The organism is Oscillatoria sp. FACHB-1406, from assembly GCF_014698145.1.
Lineage (GTDB): Bacteria > Cyanobacteriota > Cyanobacteriia > Cyanobacteriales > Spirulinaceae > FACHB-1406.
Window position 1 is genome coordinate 339990 of sequence record NZ_JACJSM010000002.1, and the last position, 18287, is coordinate 358276.

Consider the following 18287-nt stretch of genomic DNA (forward strand, 5'->3'; position numbering starts at 1 on the left):
ACAATGCTGAAACTCACCTATCTGGAAAACGGATTCGATCTCGAACGGTTGGCTCAATCGCTGGAAGATTGGGTAGAAGTGCGAGTCCTCGTCGCGATGCGATCGGCAACGGCAATTTGCGTCGAACCGACGACGGCTTCTTTCCTCCTGCCGATCGATCTGCCCTATCTCAAAGAACTCGAAGCGCTGGCGATGCGCGAAGAGGGCGATAGTATCGCGCTGGCGGTTTGCGATGAAGAATATATCGAAGTTAGCCTGAACGGGACTTGGGTTTCTTCCGCGCCCGACGGCGAAGAAGGAGCCTTCGTAACCGCATTAAGCGATCGCGTCGAGTTTTTCCTTTTTAAACTCTGGCAGGAGGCGCAATCTCTCGCCTCCGCCCTCCGCGATTGAGATTGAGGCGCACTCGCTTTGCAAGTGCGTCTTTTTATTTGCGTTCCGAATTTAAGGGAAAACAAAAGGGCGATCGCGCGCGTTCGTGCCGATAATCCTCTACTTTCTACGCCAGAAAATACGTTTTCACTAAAGCGCCATAATAAGCTCTCGCTTTTTTATCGATCAAAGCCGCCGGTAAATGAGAGAAATTCGATCGCGAAACGATATCGCTTTGAGGAATCGTAAAAACGGTTCTGTTATCGCTCTCCGTACCCGTTTGAAAATAAAAATATTTGCCTAAATCCTGTTCCTCTTCCTGACTGTATTTGCTTAAAATTTCTATAATCTTGTCAAGCTCCGTTTGTGTCTTTTTAAAAACACTGCCATTAGAACGATAAGAATTAAAGAAAAGTGGCAAAGCTATCGGTCTGCCATCATCGCGCCTTTTTTGAATTTCTGGGATATAAGATTGAATAACTTTAATCGCATTCTTCAAAGAAGAAAAATTATCGTGTTGAGTGGGAATCAAGACGACATCGGAAGCGTAAACGCAGCTTTGGCTGTAAAAAGTCCAGTTCGCCGGACTGTCGATCAAAATATAATCGTATTGCGAAACAAGGGGAGAAAGCAATCGCTGCAAGCGAGTAATTCCGCCTTGTACCTTTGCCTGTTGAAATAGATCCGTATAAGCTTCGAGTTCGGGATCGGAAGGAATACAATCAAAAATTGGAATTAACCGCTCATCCTTCAACGATTTAACATGATACTGTTGAATTGTTTCCTCAATCTCAAACTTACGACTGAGCATACAATCCGATAGTTTAATCACTCCCGCTCGAACATTAAGAATATCGGTGAGGTCGGACTGCTGGGGATCGAAATCAATAACCAGAACTTTTTTCTGATACGTCCAAGCTAAGGCTGCGGCTAAATTAACCGTAGTCGTTGTTTTGCCAACACCGCCTTTATCGTTGTATAAACTCACGGTCAGCGCGCGCGGGGGAGACGCAATTAAAGCATTCAATCCGCCGATAATTGTCTCGATATTAGACCGTTTAATTTCCAAAATGGAAGTCACCGGAAAAACGACTTTTCCGTGTTTGCGAAACAGTTGAATCCGATCGCCATTCGTGAGGATGCCCCAAATCGCTGTTTTGCAATTAGCGGCACAGAGATGTCGGGCGAGTTGCGATCGCGCTTCTTGATATTGAGGAGTCGCCGAAGAAAAATCGATCGCGTCTCCCGTCGATTCGGCACGCCCTCGAACTTCAACTAAAAGTTCGGGTTCCTCCGGATGATTCGCGAAAATAATTTCCGTCTGACTCTTACGAGCCGCATAATGAACGGGGCGTTCGCCGGGATGCGTGGGGAACTCCGGAAACCACTCCCAGCGAGAGAAGCCGAGTTCTTGCAACAGCGGCTCGACAAAATCGCTGCAAACCAGAGACTCTGTAGCGTCTTGAGGCAGATGCCGGAAAATCTGCTGCCAGTTAACATCGGACATCTTAATGAAATGAAACTCCTCTAGTGCGGTTGAACCCTTCAGTTTGAGTATACAGGCACGATTTAGCGTCGTGCCAAGCGGCAAAAAACCCAGTATTTTTTCGGAGCATCCATTCCTTCCGGAAGAACCTCCCCTGCATCGGAAAGACTAGGAAGCACTACGCATATCGGTCATGGGGGTCGAAGTTTAGGTGAAGACAAAAATTAATTATCCTTTAGTCGGACAAATTCTGCGAGAGCGCTATCAAATTCTACAAGTTTTGGGCCGTGGGGCTTTCGGTCAGACTTACGCAGTTTGCGACTTGCTCGATCCCGCCCAGCCGCAATATGCTCTCAAACATTATCCGCGCCGCAGCGATCTCGTCCATCTGGTTCGTGCCAGCCAGCAAGCTTTTATCGCGGAAGCTCGCATTTTAAAAACCGTGGGACAGCATCCGCAAATTCCTCAGTTCATCGATGCGTTCGAGCTAGAGGGGGGATGGTACTTAGTTCAAGAAGCGATCGCGGGGCAAACCCTCGCCGACTACCTTTCGGTGTTAAAACAGTGCGATCGCCTACAACGAGAGAGAGTCGCAATCTCGCTCCTTAAAGACGTTCTCAGCATTCTCGACTTCCTTCACGAGTGCGGCATCATTCACTGCGATCTCAAGCCGAACAACCTGATTCAGCGCTCTGAAGACGCTCGGTGGGTGTTAATTGATTTTGGCAACGCCCAGCCGGTACGCTTGTCGTCTGAGGAACCATCCGCCCGTTCTGCAATTGCTGTGAGTCCATCGGGCTACCTCGCCGCCGAACTGTTAAACGGCAAACCCGTTCCCAGTAGCGATATTTACGCCCTCGGCGCGATCGCAATTGAAATACTCACCGGACAAGATCCGGTTCGACTTCAACTGGATATCGATCGCGGCGAGCCGAGCGGCTGGCAGCGCCAAGATACTCCCTTCGAGCAGATATTACAGCAAATGGTGCGCTCTGACCTGCAACAGCGCTATCCATCTGCTCAAGCCGTTTTAGAAGCGATCGAGGAGATCGAGACGGGAGCGGATATCTTGCTCTCCACCCCTTCAAACAGCCCGACACCCTTAACAACTTTAGCGGCTAACCGAGCTTGGCTCGAAGAAGTTATCGAAACGCAGAGCGAAAGCGCCACAGCAGAACGAGAGCAACTCGATGTTTCCTTTAATGCGAGTATTGGTCCGGCTGGAGTTGCCGTGGCGGTGAGTCAGACGCATCCCAACCCTTTCAGTAACATTCGCCTGCCCCAGTTTCCCTTTTTCGTCAGTACCAGCGTAACAATTGCAGCGGTTAACACGGCGGCGATCGCGTTGGGAATGCACGCAATTAGCAATGTCGATAACGCCGATCCGGGCGAACAATTACTTTCTAGCGCCCGTAACGCTTATCAGAAGGGCGAATTCGATCGCGCGATCGCTCTGGCCAAAGCCATTCCCCCGGAAAGTTATTCCTATAAAGATTCTCAAGCCGCCCTCAGCCGGTGGCAGAAAAATTGGCAACAAGCATCGGCTCGTTTCCAAGAAATCGAGCAAGCCGTCGCGCAGCGACACTGGAACGACGTACTAACTCAAGCGAACAACTTTCCCGAAATCGCTTTTTGGCAAGAGAAATTAGCGCCGTTAATAGCAGAAGCCAAGGAAGGGGCAGAAGCAGAAGCCAAGAACTTGCTCGATAAAGCCTTCAATCGCGCCCGAGAGCGAGACTTCGCTCGCGCGATCGGCTACCTCGAACAAATTTCGCCCCAAACGACGACAGGAGCCAGCATTCAGCACAAACTGAATGAATATCGATCCAAACAACGCGTTCGCGCCGCCGTCCTGCTGCAAGAAGCCTACGAATTCGCCCAAAACCGACAATTTACCGAAGCGATCTCGCGGCTCGAGCAGATACCCCCAGATACCTCCGTTAGCGCGATCGCCCAAACTAAAATCGCCGAATACACTCAAAAACAAGAAATTAAAGCTAAAGTCAACCCTTTACCCGCGCTTTATCTGCGAGTCGCCCCTTAAACCCACCCCGACTCCACCCAGAAGCTAGCGGAATGCCAATCTTGTCAAAAAACCGAAAGCGAGGTTAGTCTAAGAACAGGCAGCACGTCGCTGGGAACTCAAACTGCCGTTAATCCGTCAACTCAACCAGTCGGGGTGCATTATACCAAAACTGGCTGAGAATTTTTTGGCCTTGGATTCCCGCTCGGACTTTGTATAACCAACTCGTCCGAAAAAAAGCGCTCCGCAGAGGTAGCACTCTAAAGAACATTCAGATTCTGTTATCGAGTTATGGTGGGTTTCTACACAGCAATTCGTTCTCGAGGTCTCCTTGTCAGCCTTCTCGCTTCTATGATGTGGATGAATGGCAACGGTATGACTCAACTCAGCGCCCTCGCCCAGCCAGCTTGGGAGGTTAGCGTCAACTTCCCCAAAGCTTCGGGCAACAGTGGCAGCCCCAGGCAAACGACCGGAGCGGGCAACCGCAACGGGACTTGCACGATCCGCAAGGATAGTCAACCCGGAATGACGGCTATAATGCCGGTTGGTAATATCGGGACGACAGTGGCAGCCAACCCTTCTCTATCGATTTATATCCCTCAAACCAATGCTAAACGACTTGAAGTCGTGATTGCAGAGGTAGCGTTTGCAGAGGAAGAATTTAAAGAAGTGTACGTCAAAAGCGATTTTGTAATTCCTGTTGCTCTTAAAGAGGATCCGGGAATTATAACTTTGAAGCTAGACGGGGCGAACTTGGAACCCAATAAGTTGTATAAGTGGACTTTCACAGCATTCTGTGGCGATGCCAACGATTTTTCTAAGGCAGAAAAAGTCTGGGGACTCTTCGAGCCGAAGGAATTGTCGGCGGACTTGAGACGGCAACTGGAAGGGGCTACTCCCTTAGAACAAGCTAAATTGTACGCCCAAGCGGGGATTTGGAATGAAACTTTAGCGCTCGTGTCCTCCTTGCGTGCATCTAATCCTCGAGAGTGGACGGAGTTATTGCACTCCATCGATCTTAACAACCTAGATTCGGCTCCGTTGCTCGAGTCAAACCCTTGATGCAATGGTATGTTTTCCTCACAGGAGGTGAATAAAAATGATGTTAATTCGGAACGCGAAGGTCGCTCCGGGTGCGAGCGCGGTTCTGCTGTTGCCAACATTATTTGGGTTTACTGCCCCTTCATCTCCTGTGAGTGCGAACAGTACCGAACAACTCATCAGCGTTAAGTTTCCCCGGGATTGCGGCGCTAACGGGGCAGAGCGCACGGCTCCTGGTGATTACAAAAGCCCCTGCATCAGTCACGGTACGACCGTTTTGATGCCGCTTGATAACATCGGTACAACGCTCGCCGCCGCTCCGTACCTTGGCGTTTCTCTTCCTCAAACAACGGCTTAGTTTGCTGAAGTCAGCATTGAAGAAGGAGAGCGAGAAGGCGATCGCATCGGCTCCGTTTCTGGATTAAAAGGCTCGATTGATTTGACTATATCCTAACAATGAGGTGATTGATATGATGTTATTGCAAAAATGGGGATTCGCGACTGGCGCGATCGCCCTTCTGATGTCCCCAGCCCTGTTCGGCTTTACCAACCTTCCAGCCTCCCCGCAGTCATCGAGCCGCATCGAACAACTAATTAGCCTTAGATTTCCCTCTTCTGGGGGCAGCCGACCTGCTCGTACTACGGGTGCTGCTTCCCGCAGCGAGTGCAACATCGAAAAGGGCAAAGGAATTTCCTCCGTAACCGCCCTGATGCCGATTGACAACATTGGAACCACCGTCGCCGCCGACCCGAACCTCTTCGTGTATATTCCCAAAAGCAAGATTGAAGGCGGAGAAGTCTCGATTATTGATGTTGCAACACAACAAGAAGTTTACCTAGAGCGATTCGACCTATCCAACAAACCGGTCGATGCTCGCGGGATCGTTAAGCTCTCCTTAAACGGTGCAAAGCTCGAACCCAACAAGACTTACCATTGGACCTTTACCCCTTTCTGCGATGTGACCAATGGAATTCCCGGCTACGATCAAACGTTTGTTGAAGGACAGTTTCAGCGCACGAGTCTGAGTACCGCAGACAGCGAGCAACTCCAAGAGGCTAGCACGCCCTTACAACGTGCAGAAATCTACGCTAGAGCTAAGGTTTGGAATGAAACCTTGACCCTGGTTCGAGAAGCCAGCAAGACTACTCCCCAAGAATGGCAGACGCTGCTCGAATCGGTTCAACTCGAGGATTTAGCCCGAGCGCCTTACTTTGGAGAATCGCCCGTATTATCAGAAGAAAAAATGGGTGCAGAAGCATCGGAACTCGATTCGATGCGATCGCCCGATTCGCCCAATGCGCCCAATGCACCCAATGCGATAAATTCCTCCACTCCTATTGAGGGACTTTGGTAGACTGGCTTCCCTGTCGCGATCGCCCCCTAGAAAGCGAGAAAGGTGCGCAAATCTGCGGTATGATGGGGGCAGAAGGTTCAGCACGATGCTCCATCGCTAGCTTTTCAGCGATCGGGAAAGGACAAAGACCTTACAAATCGCGCTCTTCAAAAAATGCACGCCGCCCCAACTCCCTTCTACTCGATCGAACTTTGACGATCCCTTTTTCTAGAAGGTGTCTCGGTTGCCCCGGCTCGCCTCCTCCACCCGCCGATTTGACCGCGCTGCCGCGCAACTAGGAAGCTCATGCAGATTGACCTCAAACAGTTTCTTTGGCGATCGCGCAGCGTGTGGATAACAACTCCGTTAATTGCCTTGCTCGTCATTGGCGCGCGCCTTGCTGGTGTTTTACAAGCTTGGGAATGGGCGGCTTACGATCGCTATATGCACTTGCGCCCTGGAGAGGGAGGAGACGATCGCGTCGTTATCGTCGGCATCACCGAAAAAGACATCCAAGAGGTCGGCCGTGCCATTATGCCCGATGGCATCTACGCCGCCTTAATCGAGAAACTCAAGAGCCGAAACCCCCGCGTCATCGGTCTCGATATTTATCGCGACCAACCCGTCGAACCGGGTCATAACGAACTCGTCAAAGTTTTTCAAACCACTCCCAACCTCATCGGCATCGAAAAAGTCATCGGTAACAGCGATCTGCAACGCGTAGCCCCGCCCCCCGCCTTAAAACAGAAAGATCCGCCCCAAGTGGGAGCCAACGACATCTTAATCGATACCGATAAAATTATTCGGCGTTCCTTTATCTCGCTCCCCGACCCAGAAAACGAACAAGCCTCCATCCCCAGTTTTCCCATGTATGCAGCAGCGCTCTACCTCGAGCGCGACGGTATCGAGTTGGGTGAAACCGGCCCGAACGAATGGAAACAATGGACGCTTGGGAACACATTACTGAGGCGCTTCGATAGTAACGATGGGGGTTACGTTCGCGCCGATAGCCGGGGCTACCAAATCTTAATCAACTATCGCGGTCCGGTAAGAACCTTTAACACCGTCTCCTTAATGGATGTCCTCAAAGACCGCATTCCAGCCGATTGGGGACGCGATCGCATCATCCTCATCGGTATGGTCGGTGACAGTTCCAACGACCTCTTTTATATCCCCTACAGCAACAATCTCATCAGTACGCCCGACCCCGTTCCCGGAGTCGAAATACACGCCAACCTCGCCAGCCAAATCCTCAGCAGCGTTCTCGACAGTCGCCCCCTTTTTCGCAGTTGGCCCGAACCCCTCGAATATCTCTGGATTTTTGCTTGGTCTGGCATCGGTGCATTCATAGCATGGCGCACCATGCGCTACACCGGAGAAGCGCGCACTTTACTCCTTAAAGCCTCGAGCATCGTTATCGTCGCCGCCGCCAGCCTAGTAGGAAGTACCTACTTAGCCTTTTTACAGGGATGGTGGATTCCCGTCGTTCCCCCCATGCTTGCCTTCGTGGGTTCTGCCAGTGCCATTACCGCCTTAATTGCGCGCAGCGCTGGCGACATCCGCAAAACCTTCGGACGCTACCTAACGGATGCCGTCGTCGCCAACCTCCTCGAACACCCGGAAGGCTTAAAAATGGGCGGAGAACGCCGCAAGATTACCATCCTCACTTCCGACTTGCGCGGTTTTACGGCTCTATCCGAACGCTTATCGCCCGAGGAAGTGGTGAAAATTCTCAACTTCTATCTCAGCCACATGGCCGATACGATCGCGCAGTATCAAGGTACGATCGATGAATTCATGGGCGATGGCATTTTAGTCTTATTCGGTGCGCCCACCGCTCGCCACGACGACCCCGAACGTGCTGTTGCTTGCGCCATTGCCATGCAGCAAGCAATGTCGCAAGTCAATAGCCAAATGCAAGCTTGGGGACTGCCCAACCTCGACATGGGCATTGGCATCAACACCGGCGAAGTCGTCGTCGGTAACATCGGCTCTGAAAAGCGCACTAAATACGGCATCGTTGGCAGTCAAGTCAACCTCACTTATCGCATCGAATCCTACACCACGGGCGGACAAATCTTGATTTCTGAAACAACCCTTAAAGAGGTTAATGCGGACATCAAAACCAACGGTTCCAAAGAAGTCTCGCCTAAAGGTGTAGCTCAACCCATTCGCATCTACGACGTGGGCGGTATTGGCGCGCCCTACTCTCTCACCCTGACCAAAGAAGAAGAAATCTATTACCCGCTCGCCGAACCCATTTCTCTCCAATACGCTGTTATTGAAGGCAAAGATATCGGGAATACTACCTATTGGGGTCACTTAATTCAGTTATCGGCAAAAGGAGGTCAAGTGCGCTTAGAGAAGCGCGAAAACAGCAACCTTCCCCCTGCCCTCGGTAACATTAAGCTGAATTTCTCGGGATTGGATTCGGTTGAAGCGCTCCAAGATGAAGACGTTTATGCCAAGGTGCTAGAGGAGCCAGCAAGCCAGGGCTGCTTCTATATCCAGTTCACTGCTAAATCCCCAAAAGTGGACGCAAAGCTCAAGGAAATTTATACAGCCACTAAAGCTAGCTAGCCAGTCAGACCGATGAAACTCTTGTTCTTAGGTTCGGGTTCGGCCTTCACCGTAGGGGCCGACAATTTTCAGTCTAATATGTTATTGCTCGACGAGAAAGGGAATAAACTGCTACTCGATTGCGGTTCTGATATTCGTTTTTCCTTACACGCTGCCGGATTCTCCTATCGAGATATTACCGATATTTATATCAGTCATCTTCATGCCGACCATGTTGGCGGTTTGGAATATATTGGATTTACAACTTTCTTTAACGAACGGTGTACTAAGCCTAATTTGTACGCGAGTAAAGATGTAGTGACAGATCTTTGGGATCGATGTCTATCGGGAGGGATGAGGGATATTGGCGACGATATAGCCGACCTCACAACCTATTTTGACGTGAAAAAAATCTCTAAAAATGGTTACTTTATTTGGCAACAATACAAATTTGAACTCGTGCGAGCGATTCACGTTCACAACAGCTTTTATTTAATGCCGAGTTACGGATTATTTTTTGAGATTGAAGGTCTTCGCGTCTTCGTGACCACTGATACGCAACTGAGTTTGGACGAAAATGGGGAGTGTTACGAAAGTGCAGACTTGATCTTTCATGACTGCGAAACCAGTACCCATCGCACCGCCGTTCATGCCAATTATCAAGATTTGCGGTGCTTGCCGGCGCGTTATAAAAGTAAAATGTGGCTTTATGGATATCAACCGGGTCATCTTCCCAACGCTCGAGAGGATGGTTTTTTAGGCTTTGTGAAACGCGGTCAAGTTTTCGATCTGACCTTAGCATCTCTGACCTCTAATTATGGCTGTTGGGCGAGGGAGGGATTAAAAGATATGAGTCCGGGAGGATTGCGATTTTGCCCTGAAATCCGCTCGAACGAGTTGAAGAAGACGTTGGAACCCTAGCTAGATTAGCTCTGATGAAAATACTGTCATTCCGGCTTGAAAATGATATTCTCCACTGTAGATGTGAGTGTGAGGAAATTTAGGTCGTGGTCAAATTGCCAATACAACCGAAACAAGAGTCTTATTACAGCGCCACCCGGCGATCGCTGCCCCTCGATAGTCCGATCGCAGCGCGATCGCTACCGGAAACGCCCCTGTTTGGCACCGATGGCATACGCGGTAAAGCCGGAGAGCTACTCAACGCCCCCTTAGCCCTACAAGCCGGTTTTTGGGCAGCGCGCGTTTTCCAAGAAGCTGCCGCGCGATCGGGTCCGGTCATCATCGGGCAGGATTCTCGCAATTCCAGCGATATGCTAGCCAATGCTTTAAGCGCTGGCTTAACCTCAGCGGGTTTGGAAGTCTGGAATGTGGGCTTATGCCCGACTCCTTGCGTATCTTACCTGACCGGCAGTAGCGATGCGATCGGCGGGATTATGATTTCCGCTAGCCATAACCCTCCTGAAGATAACGGGATTAAATTTTTTGGTCAGAAAGGGACGAAATTATCCGAACAGTGGACCCGAAAGATTGAAGCGGGAATCCGAGGGCAAGAAAGAATAGCCGTTTCCGGTGACAGTTGGGGAAGGCAATACCAACAGCCCCACTTAACCGATAAGTATGTCGAAGCCCTGACGCGATCGCTCCCCGCCGGAATCGACTTGCAAGGGCAGCGCATTGTCCTAGATCTGGCTTGGGGAGCCGCCGCCCACCTCGCCCCCGCCGTTTTTCGCCGTTTGGGAGCCGAGGTCATCTGCTTGCACGCAATGGCTTGCGGCGATCGCATCAACGTCGGTTGCGGTTCCACCCATCTCGAACCCCTGCAAGCTGCCGTGGGCGAATATCAAGCCGACTTTGGCTTTGCCTTCGATGGCGATGCCGATCGCGTCCTCGCTATTGATGGAAACGGGCGCGTTGTCGATGGCGACTACATTCTCTACTTTTGGGGCAAAATCCTCAAAGAACGGGGCGAACTGCCGGGAAATCTGCTGGTTGCCACCGTTATGGCAAACTTAGGGTTCGAGCGAGCCTGGAAAGCGCTGGGCGGCGAATTCCGACGTACCGCCGTCGGCGACCAATACGTTCAAGCTGAAATGCTCGAGTCCGGTGCGATGCTGGGCGGAGAACAATCCGGCCATATCCTCTGCCACCACCACAGCTACTCCGGCGACGGGCTGCAAACTGCCTTGCATTTAGCCGCTTTGGTGCAACAGTCCGGCGAATCTTTAGCAACGTTGGTGGATAAAAGCTTTCAGCGCTATCCGCAACGACTGTGCAACGTCCGCGTTGAAGATCGCGAACGCCGCTGCAACTGGCAAGCCTGCCAGCCCTTAATGGACGAAATCGCAGCGGCTGAAACGGCAATGGGCGATCGCGGGCGTATCCTCGTGCGCGCCTCCGGTACCGAACCCCTGATCCGCGTCATGGTTGAGGCGGAAGAAGCCCGCATGGTTTCTGATTGGAGCGAACGAATTGTCGCCACCGTCCAGACCTATTTGTTAGCCTAAAATTTATTGAATCATTCACTCCCGATCCCCAATCGAGCGTGGATGATTCAATAAGGTCTAACCTCGGTTAGAAAAACAGTGATAACCGATGTATGGTTAAATCCAAATCTAAGAAAAAATCAAAACAGAAAGGGAAGCAGAAACCGGAAGAACCCGCCCTCAGTCGCCAGGAATTGGCAATTCTAAAGCGCAAAAAGAAGGCAGCGACTCAAAAACTGCTAAGTACGGTAGGAATTTGCGTTGTTTGCGCCCTTCTTTTAGGGGTTCCTATTGCCCTCTCCGTGGATCCCAAGATTGGGATTGCAGTGGGCGGCGGACTGCCCATTTTTTACCTTTGCTATCAATACCCGCGATCGGCGCTTTGGTTTTTTCTCATTTATATGCCCTTTGGCGGAACCATAACTTATTGGTTAGCTGGTGGAAATGCCCTTTTTCAACTTGCCAAAGATGCCTTTTATATTCCCGCTCTGATCGCTTTAGCAATTCGTGCCAAACAAAAGAAGCAGCCTGTTATGCTTCCTAAAGAAGCAATCCCGACTTTTTCGCTGCTTTTAATTTGCGCGCTGATGACTCTATTTTTGGTCAATGGGTTATTGCAATTTTCACCGAAAAAAGATGGGATACCCTTCGCTCAGGGAGTTTTAGGGTTAAAAGTTTTAATTGGTTACGTGCCGCTGATTTTTTGTGCGTATCACTTGATTGAAACGAAAAAAGAACTATTGTGGGTAACTCGCCTCCATACGATTCTTGCCATTATTTGCTGTAGCCTTTGCTTAGTACAGTATCAAATGCTAAAAAGTGGAAGCTGTAAAGGCACTGAAGGGCTAGGAGTGGAAGGAGATGATTTATTTAAAGCAAGTTTGGAAGCCAAATGCTTTGTTGGGGGTGCATTAACTTATTCGCCATCTCACAATCAAATTCGCTTGCCTGGAACCTTTGTATCGCCTTGGCACTGGGGTTGGTTTTTAATTGCTAATTCTGCCTTAACTTTTGTCTCTGCTTTCTGCGATCCGACCTTTATCTGGCGACTTGTCGGAATGGCAGGAATGGCATTAGTCTTTATTTGTTCGGCAATCTCAGGTCAGCGTATTGCTACACTTTTAGTCCCCGTTATTATCGTCATTCTGTTAGTTTTAACCGGGCAAGTTGCTAACCTCAAACGCTTTCTACCAATTGGAATCGGGTTGGGTATCGTTTTAACAATTGCAGCTATTACTAATCCCACTCTTATTGAAGAACGAATTGCCAGCACGCAAAGTCGGGTAGAAGCATCCCCCCCTCAATCTTTTATTACCGAACAGTTTGGTTGGGCGATCAAACAACAAAGAGGATTTTTCGGTCGAGGCTTAGGTAAAGCAACCAATTCAACGCGAATGTTCGGGAAAGCGGCATTAGTTGAAACTTATCACCCAAAACTTCTTTATGAAATGGGATGGCCGGGTTTAATTTCATTTTTAATTTTTACGGCACATTTATCTTTTATTTGCTTTGTCAAGTATCGTTCGGTAAAAGATAAAAGTTTACGAAGCTTTGCTTCAGGCTTTTGGGTGTTTGTTTTAATTATTAGCTTTTTTCCATATTGGTATCCTCTCGATACCGATCCAGTTTGCGTTTATTACTGGTTTTTAATTGGAGCGATTGTAAAAATGCCAGAAATCGATAAACAAGAACAGAAAAAACTCAAAGAGATTCAACTGAATGAGAGTCGAGAGGCAAAATCAAAAACGCTCCCTAAAAGATCGTGAATCGGGAGCGATAACTCTCAATGGGTTGGCAAATGCAGGATCGTGTAGCTTACTATAGCAATTAATAGCTAGGTCAATTTTGTCAGAACGAATTGAGCAATGAATGTACCGTTAATTTCAGTAATTATCCCGACTTACGGTCGCGAAGTGGTGCTGCGCGATACGCTGATGGACGTTATCGAACAGGACTATCCAAACTATGAAGTTATCGTCGTCGATCAAACGCCTACCCATGAAGCGGAAACGGAAACGGTTTTGCAACAACTAGCCGATGCGGGCAAGATTCAATGGTTTCGCGTCAATTGGGCCAATCTCCCCGGGGCGCGTAATTATGCGGTGCGGCGCGCTAAGGGCGAGATTTTGTTGTTTATTGACGATGATGTCAAGTTGCCGCCGGGATATCTCCAGGCGCACGCGCGCAACTTCGTGGAGCGTCCGGAAGTCGGTGTGGTGGCGGGACGAGTATTCGATCGCATGAAATTGAAGGACGCACAAAATGGTTGCGGGCAGTTGTCCGGCGAACCGGATAGTAACTCGCCGGAAATCGAGTTTTTGCCGCCGGAGGCGATGGATCCGGGGATTGCTTGGTATTACATCGATCTCGTCCATACAACGAAACCGCAGCGGGTGTTGTCGGCGCGGGGCTGCAATATGGCGTTTCGCCGGGATATTTTTTACGATCGCGGGTTGTGGTTTGACGAGCGCTTTCGGGGAAGTGCGGTGCGAGAGGAATCGGATTTTTGCTTGCGCTTGCGACAAACGGGCTACGAGATTTGGTACGATCCCGAAGCGCATTTGGTGCATTTGGGCGAGATGAGCGGCGGCTGTCACGATATCAGTACGCGATCGCTACAATATCAAGTTGCTTTCTACCACAATCATTTTCTCCTCGCGTTAAAAAATTTAACCTGGAACGAACGCTTGCGCCTGTTTTCCAAGTTATTCGACTGCCACGTTCTGGGGAATCCGCCCTGTTACAAGGAAAAATCCTTGCAAAAAACAATCGTGCGCGGTGCATTTTATGGAATCGGTTTGTTAGATGCGATCGCGACTCAGATCAAATCGCTCTGGGATGACGGGCAAATTTACACGCGCCAAGATACGGTTATCTCCGCTTCTAAATCCAAAGTCGAGGTGGGATGAGAATTTTAGTTGCCAGTCATAGCTACATCGTCGATCTAAACTGCGAAAAACTTCGCGCGATCGCCAATCTTGAACCAGACATCCATGTCACCGTCGCCGTCCCAAAACGTTGGAAACCGGGCGGCGTACAAAATAAAATTATCGAAACGCAACCTCGCTCGGAAGGCAATTTTCGCGTTGTTCCTCTATCTAATTTTTCGGAAAATAACCAAGGTTTACTCACCTTTGGTACGGATTTAATCGCTTTAATGCGAGATTTTAAACCCCAAATCCTCCAAGTCGAACAAGGTTCAAAATCCTTTGCTTACGCTCAATTTATCCTGCTCAATCGCTTGCTGAGATTGAAAGCAAAGAATGTTTTCTTTACTTGGTGGAATCTGCCTTATCAATCTAAATTCCCCGTTTCTACCCTCGAAAATTACAACCTAAACAATACCGATGGGGCAATCGCGGGCAATCAAGATGGTTTGGATATTTTGCGGGAACACGGCTATAAAAGTGCCGGAATTGTTTTGCCACAACTCGGTGTAGACGAGCAATTATTTTCTCCCCAACCTCAACCGGAACTCGCCGCCAAATTCGGCATCGAAGCTGATGAATTTGTGGTGGGATTTGTGGGGAGATTTGTCGAGGAAAAAGGCTTGTTAACGCTAGTGCAAGCCCTGGCGGGATTGAAGGCGTTGAAATGGAAGCTACTGCTACTCGGACGCGGGCCGCTCAAACCCATTTTAGAAGCAAAGTTGGGGGAATTGGGAATTCGCGATCGCGCGCTCTGGATCGAAAGCGTTCCCCACGCAGACGTTCCCCGTTACATCAACTTAGCGAATGTTCTCGTTCTTCCCTCGGAAACAACCGAAAAGTTTAAAACCCTGACAGCAGCGGGATGGAAAGAACAATTCGGTCATGTTTTAATCGAAGCAATGGCCTGCGGCGTTCCGGTTATCGGTTCCGACTCGGGGGAAATTCCCCACGTCATTGGCGAGGCGGGATTAATTTTTCCCGAAAAAGATAGCGCTGCCTTGCGTCAATGCTTGCAACAACTGATGGAACAACCGGAGTTGCGAGAAAAACTCGGACGATTGGGGTACGATCGCGCCATGCAACGTTACACCAATCAAGCACTCGCCCGGGAACAATTGGCATTTTATCGGAAAATTATGGATTAAACCCGTCCCCGCATCAATCTTGCACCCGAACTCGAACGACTCCAAATCCAATCAATTTCGCGAGAAAATCGCGAAGAAGGGGCAGTTTCAGGAAAAAGGGCGGTTTAAACGGACGGCTATTGTTTAAACCGCCCTTAACCAACCGTTCTTGCATTAGGGATTGAAAAGCTTGGATGACGCGCGTGGGGAACTCCCGGTGTCGCTGGACGGTAGCGCTGGGGATTCGGGAGATTCAGACATCAGAATGCAGCAAACCCAAGCAGAAGGGATAGAAATAACCGCGCGTTAGGGGTAAGGACGGGTTAGCTGTCGATGTTGGTATCGGGAAAGCGGGGCCGAATCTGTTCGGCTTCGGGACAATCTTCTGAGATCGCGATTTCTGCGTTACCTCGGGGAACGGAGGCGAGTTTTTGCGTTACCGCTCCAATACTTTCTAAGCGAACCATTTCCTCCCAGGAGCAAATTTCTTCGTCTTCATCGGTTTCGTAACGAATTGTTACTAGATCGCCTTCGAGATCGATAATGCGAGCGTTCTCAATCCAGCGTTGTTGATCGCGCAAAAAAATGCAAACTTCGCGATCGTCTGCACAAAGCTGATAGAGCTTGCGGTGTAGCATAGGTAGCTTCTCCTGTTGCAGATTAGTCCTTCCGAGATTGGGCAATTTGATTTAAGTGCTTGTTTGCTTCAGCCCGGAAGTAAAAACTCGGGCGAAGTTCGCGATCGAACCAGCTAGATTCCCGACCCAGGGGAAGGATCGAGCGTTTAGGTTGAAAACTGCAATAGCGGTTCCTAGTCATTCCTTAGTAAATAGCAAGGACAGCCGATCGGTTCTGTTGTACGGTGGCGGTGAAGCCTATAAGCTATTGTGACACAATCGGCTTGCAAACGGGCCTCGAGTCTGGATATCCTCCCCGGCTTAAAGAAGTGGGGATTCCAAAGATTGGGGTTTGAGCTTCTTTTTTTGGGAACTTGACTGAGGTTGGAGATCGGCAACTACTGTTCGGTATCGAGCGAACTATTGCTAGCACTGAGAATCGAGCGAATGCTGTTGGCTACAAGGTCGGGCTGTTCGAGCATGGCTAAATGGCCGCATTCAGGAATTTCGATCGCGTTTGCGCCGCAGTGCTGAAAGAGGCGATGAAAGCTAGCTAAGTGAAAGACATATTTCGATTCCACGATCGGATCGCGATCGCCTGCTAAAAAATAAACCGGACAGTCGAGGTGCGCCACGACTTGGGGTAAGAGATGCACTTCTGCTTCGGTTGTCGTTTCCAGCAGCGATCCCAAGGCAGCCCGCGCGTCCGCCCGCACGAAATCGTTCAATCGCTGCCGTCCCCAACAGCGTTCTAAGGGACGTACCACCATTGCGCGCTCGAAGAGGAGTTCGAGTAAGGAGAGGTAACCCAACCAGCGCGGGCGCAACTTAACTAATTGACAGCCGATACTGCGAAAGCGTTCAAAGTCTTCTTTAATGTAGATGCCACCGCCTGCGTTAATCCCAATCACCCCTTTGATGCGATCGCGGCATAATTTTGCTCCCCACAAGGCGATACTACCGCCCAAGGAGTGACCGATCGACCAAGCATTATCGATCCCTAATGCCTCGAGCAGATAGCTCAAATCTTCAGCATAGGCGGCTAGGGTGTAGGCTCGCTCTGCGGTACTCCCTTCGGAGGGTTGAGAATCGCCAAACCCGCGCAGATCGTAGGTCAAACATTGATAATCTGCCGCTAAGCGATCGACCAAAGGCTGCCAATACTGACGGCTTAATAGCCAACCGTGAATAAACACCAGGACGGGAGCAGAAGGATTGGATGGGGGAGGGGTTAATTCGTAGGTATGATAAACTCCTGCAATTTCTATCGCTTTTTGAGCCGTTGAACCGTTCATTATCCGCGAACCTCCCCTTATGATTCTCCCAGCAAGCGATGTCGCACGCTCTCGGCAATTTTTTGACCCAAATATTCCGGAATTAAACTCTCATTCGGGCCTAATAAATAGAGAATCAAGCGCGTTCGTCCGCGCCACACGAGTAAGTTGGCATTGACAACCAACAAATCTTCTTGCCAAATTGCGTACATAACTTTATAAAATAATCCAGGTTGATTGTCGGCTTCAATCAGTAGCGCGGGTAAATGAAAAACGGGATCGACATAAAATTCTGTTTCGACTTGCTCGAGTCCGGCATCGAGATTGAACTCAACCGCTAGCATTTCTTCGACTTCAAAATGTCCGGCGAGGGCTTCTCGGATTGCCCGACAGACGTTTTCAGCGATTTTGTCACTGAGCGCGCGATTGCCTCGAGAGATCGTGAGCTTGATGAACACGAGCATCGGAGACTTAATTTGACCATAAAGGCTGAGGCTATGAATGGTCAAGCCATAGGCGGCTAAAACTCCGAAAATATCGCTCAGTAAAAAGGATTGGTTGCGATAGGCAAAGTGAAGCGCACTTTTAGAACCTTCGGCAGCGATTTTAATAATTGCTCGCTTGGTTCGATAAAGTTGATAAGCTAATCGCAAGTTTTGCAGTTGAATTTCGCTACTGACAAATTGTTCGTAGAACTGAGGAAATGATTTATTAAAGCGTTTTAAGAGTTCTAGCGTTGACGATTTTGAACCCGCAGCCATAGTAGAGGAGAAGATGTTTTTGTCCGGTGGAGCCGAGCGACGACAAGCGAACCTCGAGCAGCAACCGCTCAAATTTACTTTGGTTAAAGTTTAAATTAAAAAGATTCGTCTGGGAATCATCTTCCTTTCTTCATTGCTCGAACTTCAGCGCGAAACTGGGGACAGAGGTTAAGGATTTTTCAACAAACGAATATTTTCAAGCTCGGCAATTGCGGCAATGAATTGTTGGAGACGATAGAGGTGGCTCGAAGCGGGAGTGCCGCGATCGCGCGATCGTCTGCAAAAACCTCGGTCATCCCAGGAGATTGCCGCAACTACTAGC

The 18287-nt window shown here is 49.5% G+C and carries 15 protein-coding genes; 11 read left to right on the top strand and 4 right to left on the bottom strand.

Annotated features, from left to right (window positions below):
* Positions 1-3 precede the first annotated feature (3 nt).
* Positions 4-393 carry an alr0857 family protein gene (locus H6G50_RS04080; RefSeq protein WP_190713540.1) on the top strand — a complete coding sequence of 130 codons (390 nt, stop codon included), beginning with the start codon at positions 4-6 and terminating at the stop codon, positions 391-393.
* Positions 394-499: 106 nt separating this feature from the next.
* Here H6G50_RS04080 and H6G50_RS04085 read toward each other — a convergent pair whose 3' ends face one another.
* Positions 500-1879 (bottom strand): ParA family protein, encoded by a 1380-nt coding sequence (locus H6G50_RS04085; RefSeq protein ID WP_190713541.1) that lies wholly within the window; start codon positions 1877-1879, stop codon positions 500-502.
* Between the two features lie 190 nt (positions 1880-2069).
* Here H6G50_RS04085 and H6G50_RS04090 point away from each other — a divergent pair, with 190 nt between their 5' ends.
* From H6G50_RS04090 to hpsO, 10 genes are all read left to right on the top strand, one after another.
* On the top strand, positions 2070-3902 hold the full coding sequence (locus tag H6G50_RS04090) for a serine/threonine-protein kinase (RefSeq protein ID WP_190713543.1): 1833 nt from the start codon (positions 2070-2072) through the stop codon (positions 3900-3902).
* A gap of 270 nt (positions 3903-4172) precedes the next feature.
* Positions 4173-4943, top strand: coding sequence for a DUF928 domain-containing protein (locus tag H6G50_RS04095; RefSeq protein WP_190713545.1), 771 nt, complete (start codon positions 4173-4175; stop codon positions 4941-4943).
* 37 nt (positions 4944-4980) lie between these two features.
* Positions 4981-5280 (top strand): hypothetical protein, encoded by a 300-nt coding sequence (locus H6G50_RS04100; protein ID WP_190713549.1) that lies wholly within the window; start codon positions 4981-4983, stop codon positions 5278-5280.
* Positions 5281-5392: 112 nt separating this feature from the next.
* On the top strand, positions 5393-6277 hold the full coding sequence (locus H6G50_RS04105; RefSeq protein ID WP_190713550.1) for a DUF928 domain-containing protein: 885 nt from the start codon (positions 5393-5395) through the stop codon (positions 6275-6277).
* Positions 6278-6562: 285 nt separating this feature from the next.
* Positions 6563-8836 (top strand): adenylate/guanylate cyclase domain-containing protein, encoded by a 2274-nt coding sequence (locus H6G50_RS04110; protein ID WP_190713551.1) that lies wholly within the window; start codon positions 6563-6565, stop codon positions 8834-8836.
* A gap of 12 nt (positions 8837-8848) precedes the next feature.
* The gene (locus H6G50_RS04115) at positions 8849-9736 is read left to right on the top strand and encodes an MBL fold metallo-hydrolase (protein ID WP_190713552.1); all 888 of its coding nucleotides are present in this window, start codon (positions 8849-8851) and stop codon (positions 9734-9736) included.
* Positions 9737-9882: 146 nt separating this feature from the next.
* Positions 9883-11280 (top strand): phosphoglucosamine mutase, encoded by a 1398-nt coding sequence (gene glmM / locus H6G50_RS04120; RefSeq protein ID WP_242032709.1) that lies wholly within the window; start codon positions 9883-9885, stop codon positions 11278-11280.
* A 92-nt stretch (positions 11281-11372) separates the two neighbouring features.
* Positions 11373-13025 (top strand): hormogonium polysaccharide biosynthesis protein HpsL, encoded by a 1653-nt coding sequence (gene hpsL, locus H6G50_RS04125; protein WP_190713553.1) that lies wholly within the window; start codon positions 11373-11375, stop codon positions 13023-13025.
* 99 nt (positions 13026-13124) lie between these two features.
* Entirely contained in the window at positions 13125-14168 is a 1044-nt protein-coding gene (gene hpsN, locus H6G50_RS04130; protein ID WP_190713554.1) for a hormogonium polysaccharide biosynthesis glycosyltransferase HpsN, read from the top strand.
* A complete protein-coding gene (gene hpsO / locus H6G50_RS04135; RefSeq protein ID WP_190713555.1) occupies positions 14165-15334 on the top strand; it encodes a hormogonium polysaccharide biosynthesis glycosyltransferase HpsO in 1170 nt (389 codons plus the stop codon). The genes hpsN and hpsO overlap by 4 nt, the downstream gene beginning before the upstream one ends.
* 302 nt (positions 15335-15636) lie before the next feature.
* Here the strand turns inward: hpsO and H6G50_RS04145 are convergent, their stop codons facing one another.
* The 3 genes from H6G50_RS04145 to H6G50_RS04155 all read right to left on the bottom strand — a co-directional run bounded on the left by H6G50_RS04145 (position 15637) and on the right by H6G50_RS04155 (position 17965).
* A complete protein-coding gene (locus H6G50_RS04145; RefSeq protein ID WP_190713557.1) occupies positions 15637-15951 on the bottom strand; it encodes a DUF6679 family protein in 315 nt (104 codons plus the stop codon).
* Positions 15952-16328: 377 nt separating this feature from the next.
* Positions 16329-17225: an alpha/beta hydrolase gene (locus H6G50_RS04150; protein ID WP_190713558.1), complete on the bottom strand. Its 897-nt coding sequence runs from the start codon at positions 17223-17225 to the stop codon at positions 16329-16331.
* A 17-nt stretch (positions 17226-17242) separates the two neighbouring features.
* A complete protein-coding gene (locus H6G50_RS04155) occupies positions 17243-17965 on the bottom strand; it encodes a hypothetical protein (RefSeq protein ID WP_190713559.1) in 723 nt (240 codons plus the stop codon).
* Positions 17966-18287: the final 322 nt, after the last annotated feature.

What these genes read in the sequence shown, in the direction of transcription:
- H6G50_RS04110 (WP_190713551.1), top strand. Translation starts at nt 6,563, where the DNA reads ATGCAGATTGACCTCAAACAGTTTCTTTGGCGATCGCGCAGCGTGTGG.
- hpsO (WP_190713555.1), top strand. Translation starts at nt 14,165, where the DNA reads ATGAGAATTTTAGTTGCCAGTCATAGCTACATCGTCGATCTAAACTGC.
- H6G50_RS04085 (WP_190713541.1), bottom strand. Translation starts at nt 1,879, where the DNA reads ATGTCCGATGTTAACTGGCAGCAGATTTTCCGGCATCTGCCTCAAGAC.
- hpsL (WP_190713553.1), top strand. Translation starts at nt 11,373, where the DNA reads ATGGTTAAATCCAAATCTAAGAAAAAATCAAAACAGAAAGGGAAGCAG.
- H6G50_RS04105 (WP_190713550.1), top strand. Translation starts at nt 5,393, where the DNA reads ATGATGTTATTGCAAAAATGGGGATTCGCGACTGGCGCGATCGCCCTT.
- H6G50_RS04145 (WP_190713557.1), bottom strand. Translation starts at nt 15,951, where the DNA reads ATGCTACACCGCAAGCTCTATCAGCTTTGTGCAGACGATCGCGAAGTT.
- H6G50_RS04100 (WP_190713549.1), top strand. Translation starts at nt 4,981, where the DNA reads ATGATGTTAATTCGGAACGCGAAGGTCGCTCCGGGTGCGAGCGCGGTT.
- H6G50_RS04115 (WP_190713552.1), top strand. Translation starts at nt 8,849, where the DNA reads ATGAAACTCTTGTTCTTAGGTTCGGGTTCGGCCTTCACCGTAGGGGCC.
- H6G50_RS04095 (WP_190713545.1), top strand. Translation starts at nt 4,173, where the DNA reads ATGGTGGGTTTCTACACAGCAATTCGTTCTCGAGGTCTCCTTGTCAGC.
- H6G50_RS04155 (WP_190713559.1), bottom strand. Translation starts at nt 17,965, where the DNA reads ATGGCTGCGGGTTCAAAATCGTCAACGCTAGAACTCTTAAAACGCTTT.
- H6G50_RS04080 (WP_190713540.1), top strand. Translation starts at nt 4, where the DNA reads ATGCTGAAACTCACCTATCTGGAAAACGGATTCGATCTCGAACGGTTG.
- hpsN (WP_190713554.1), top strand. Translation starts at nt 13,125, where the DNA reads ATGAATGTACCGTTAATTTCAGTAATTATCCCGACTTACGGTCGCGAA.
- H6G50_RS04150 (WP_190713558.1), bottom strand. Translation starts at nt 17,225, where the DNA reads ATGAACGGTTCAACGGCTCAAAAAGCGATAGAAATTGCAGGAGTTTAT.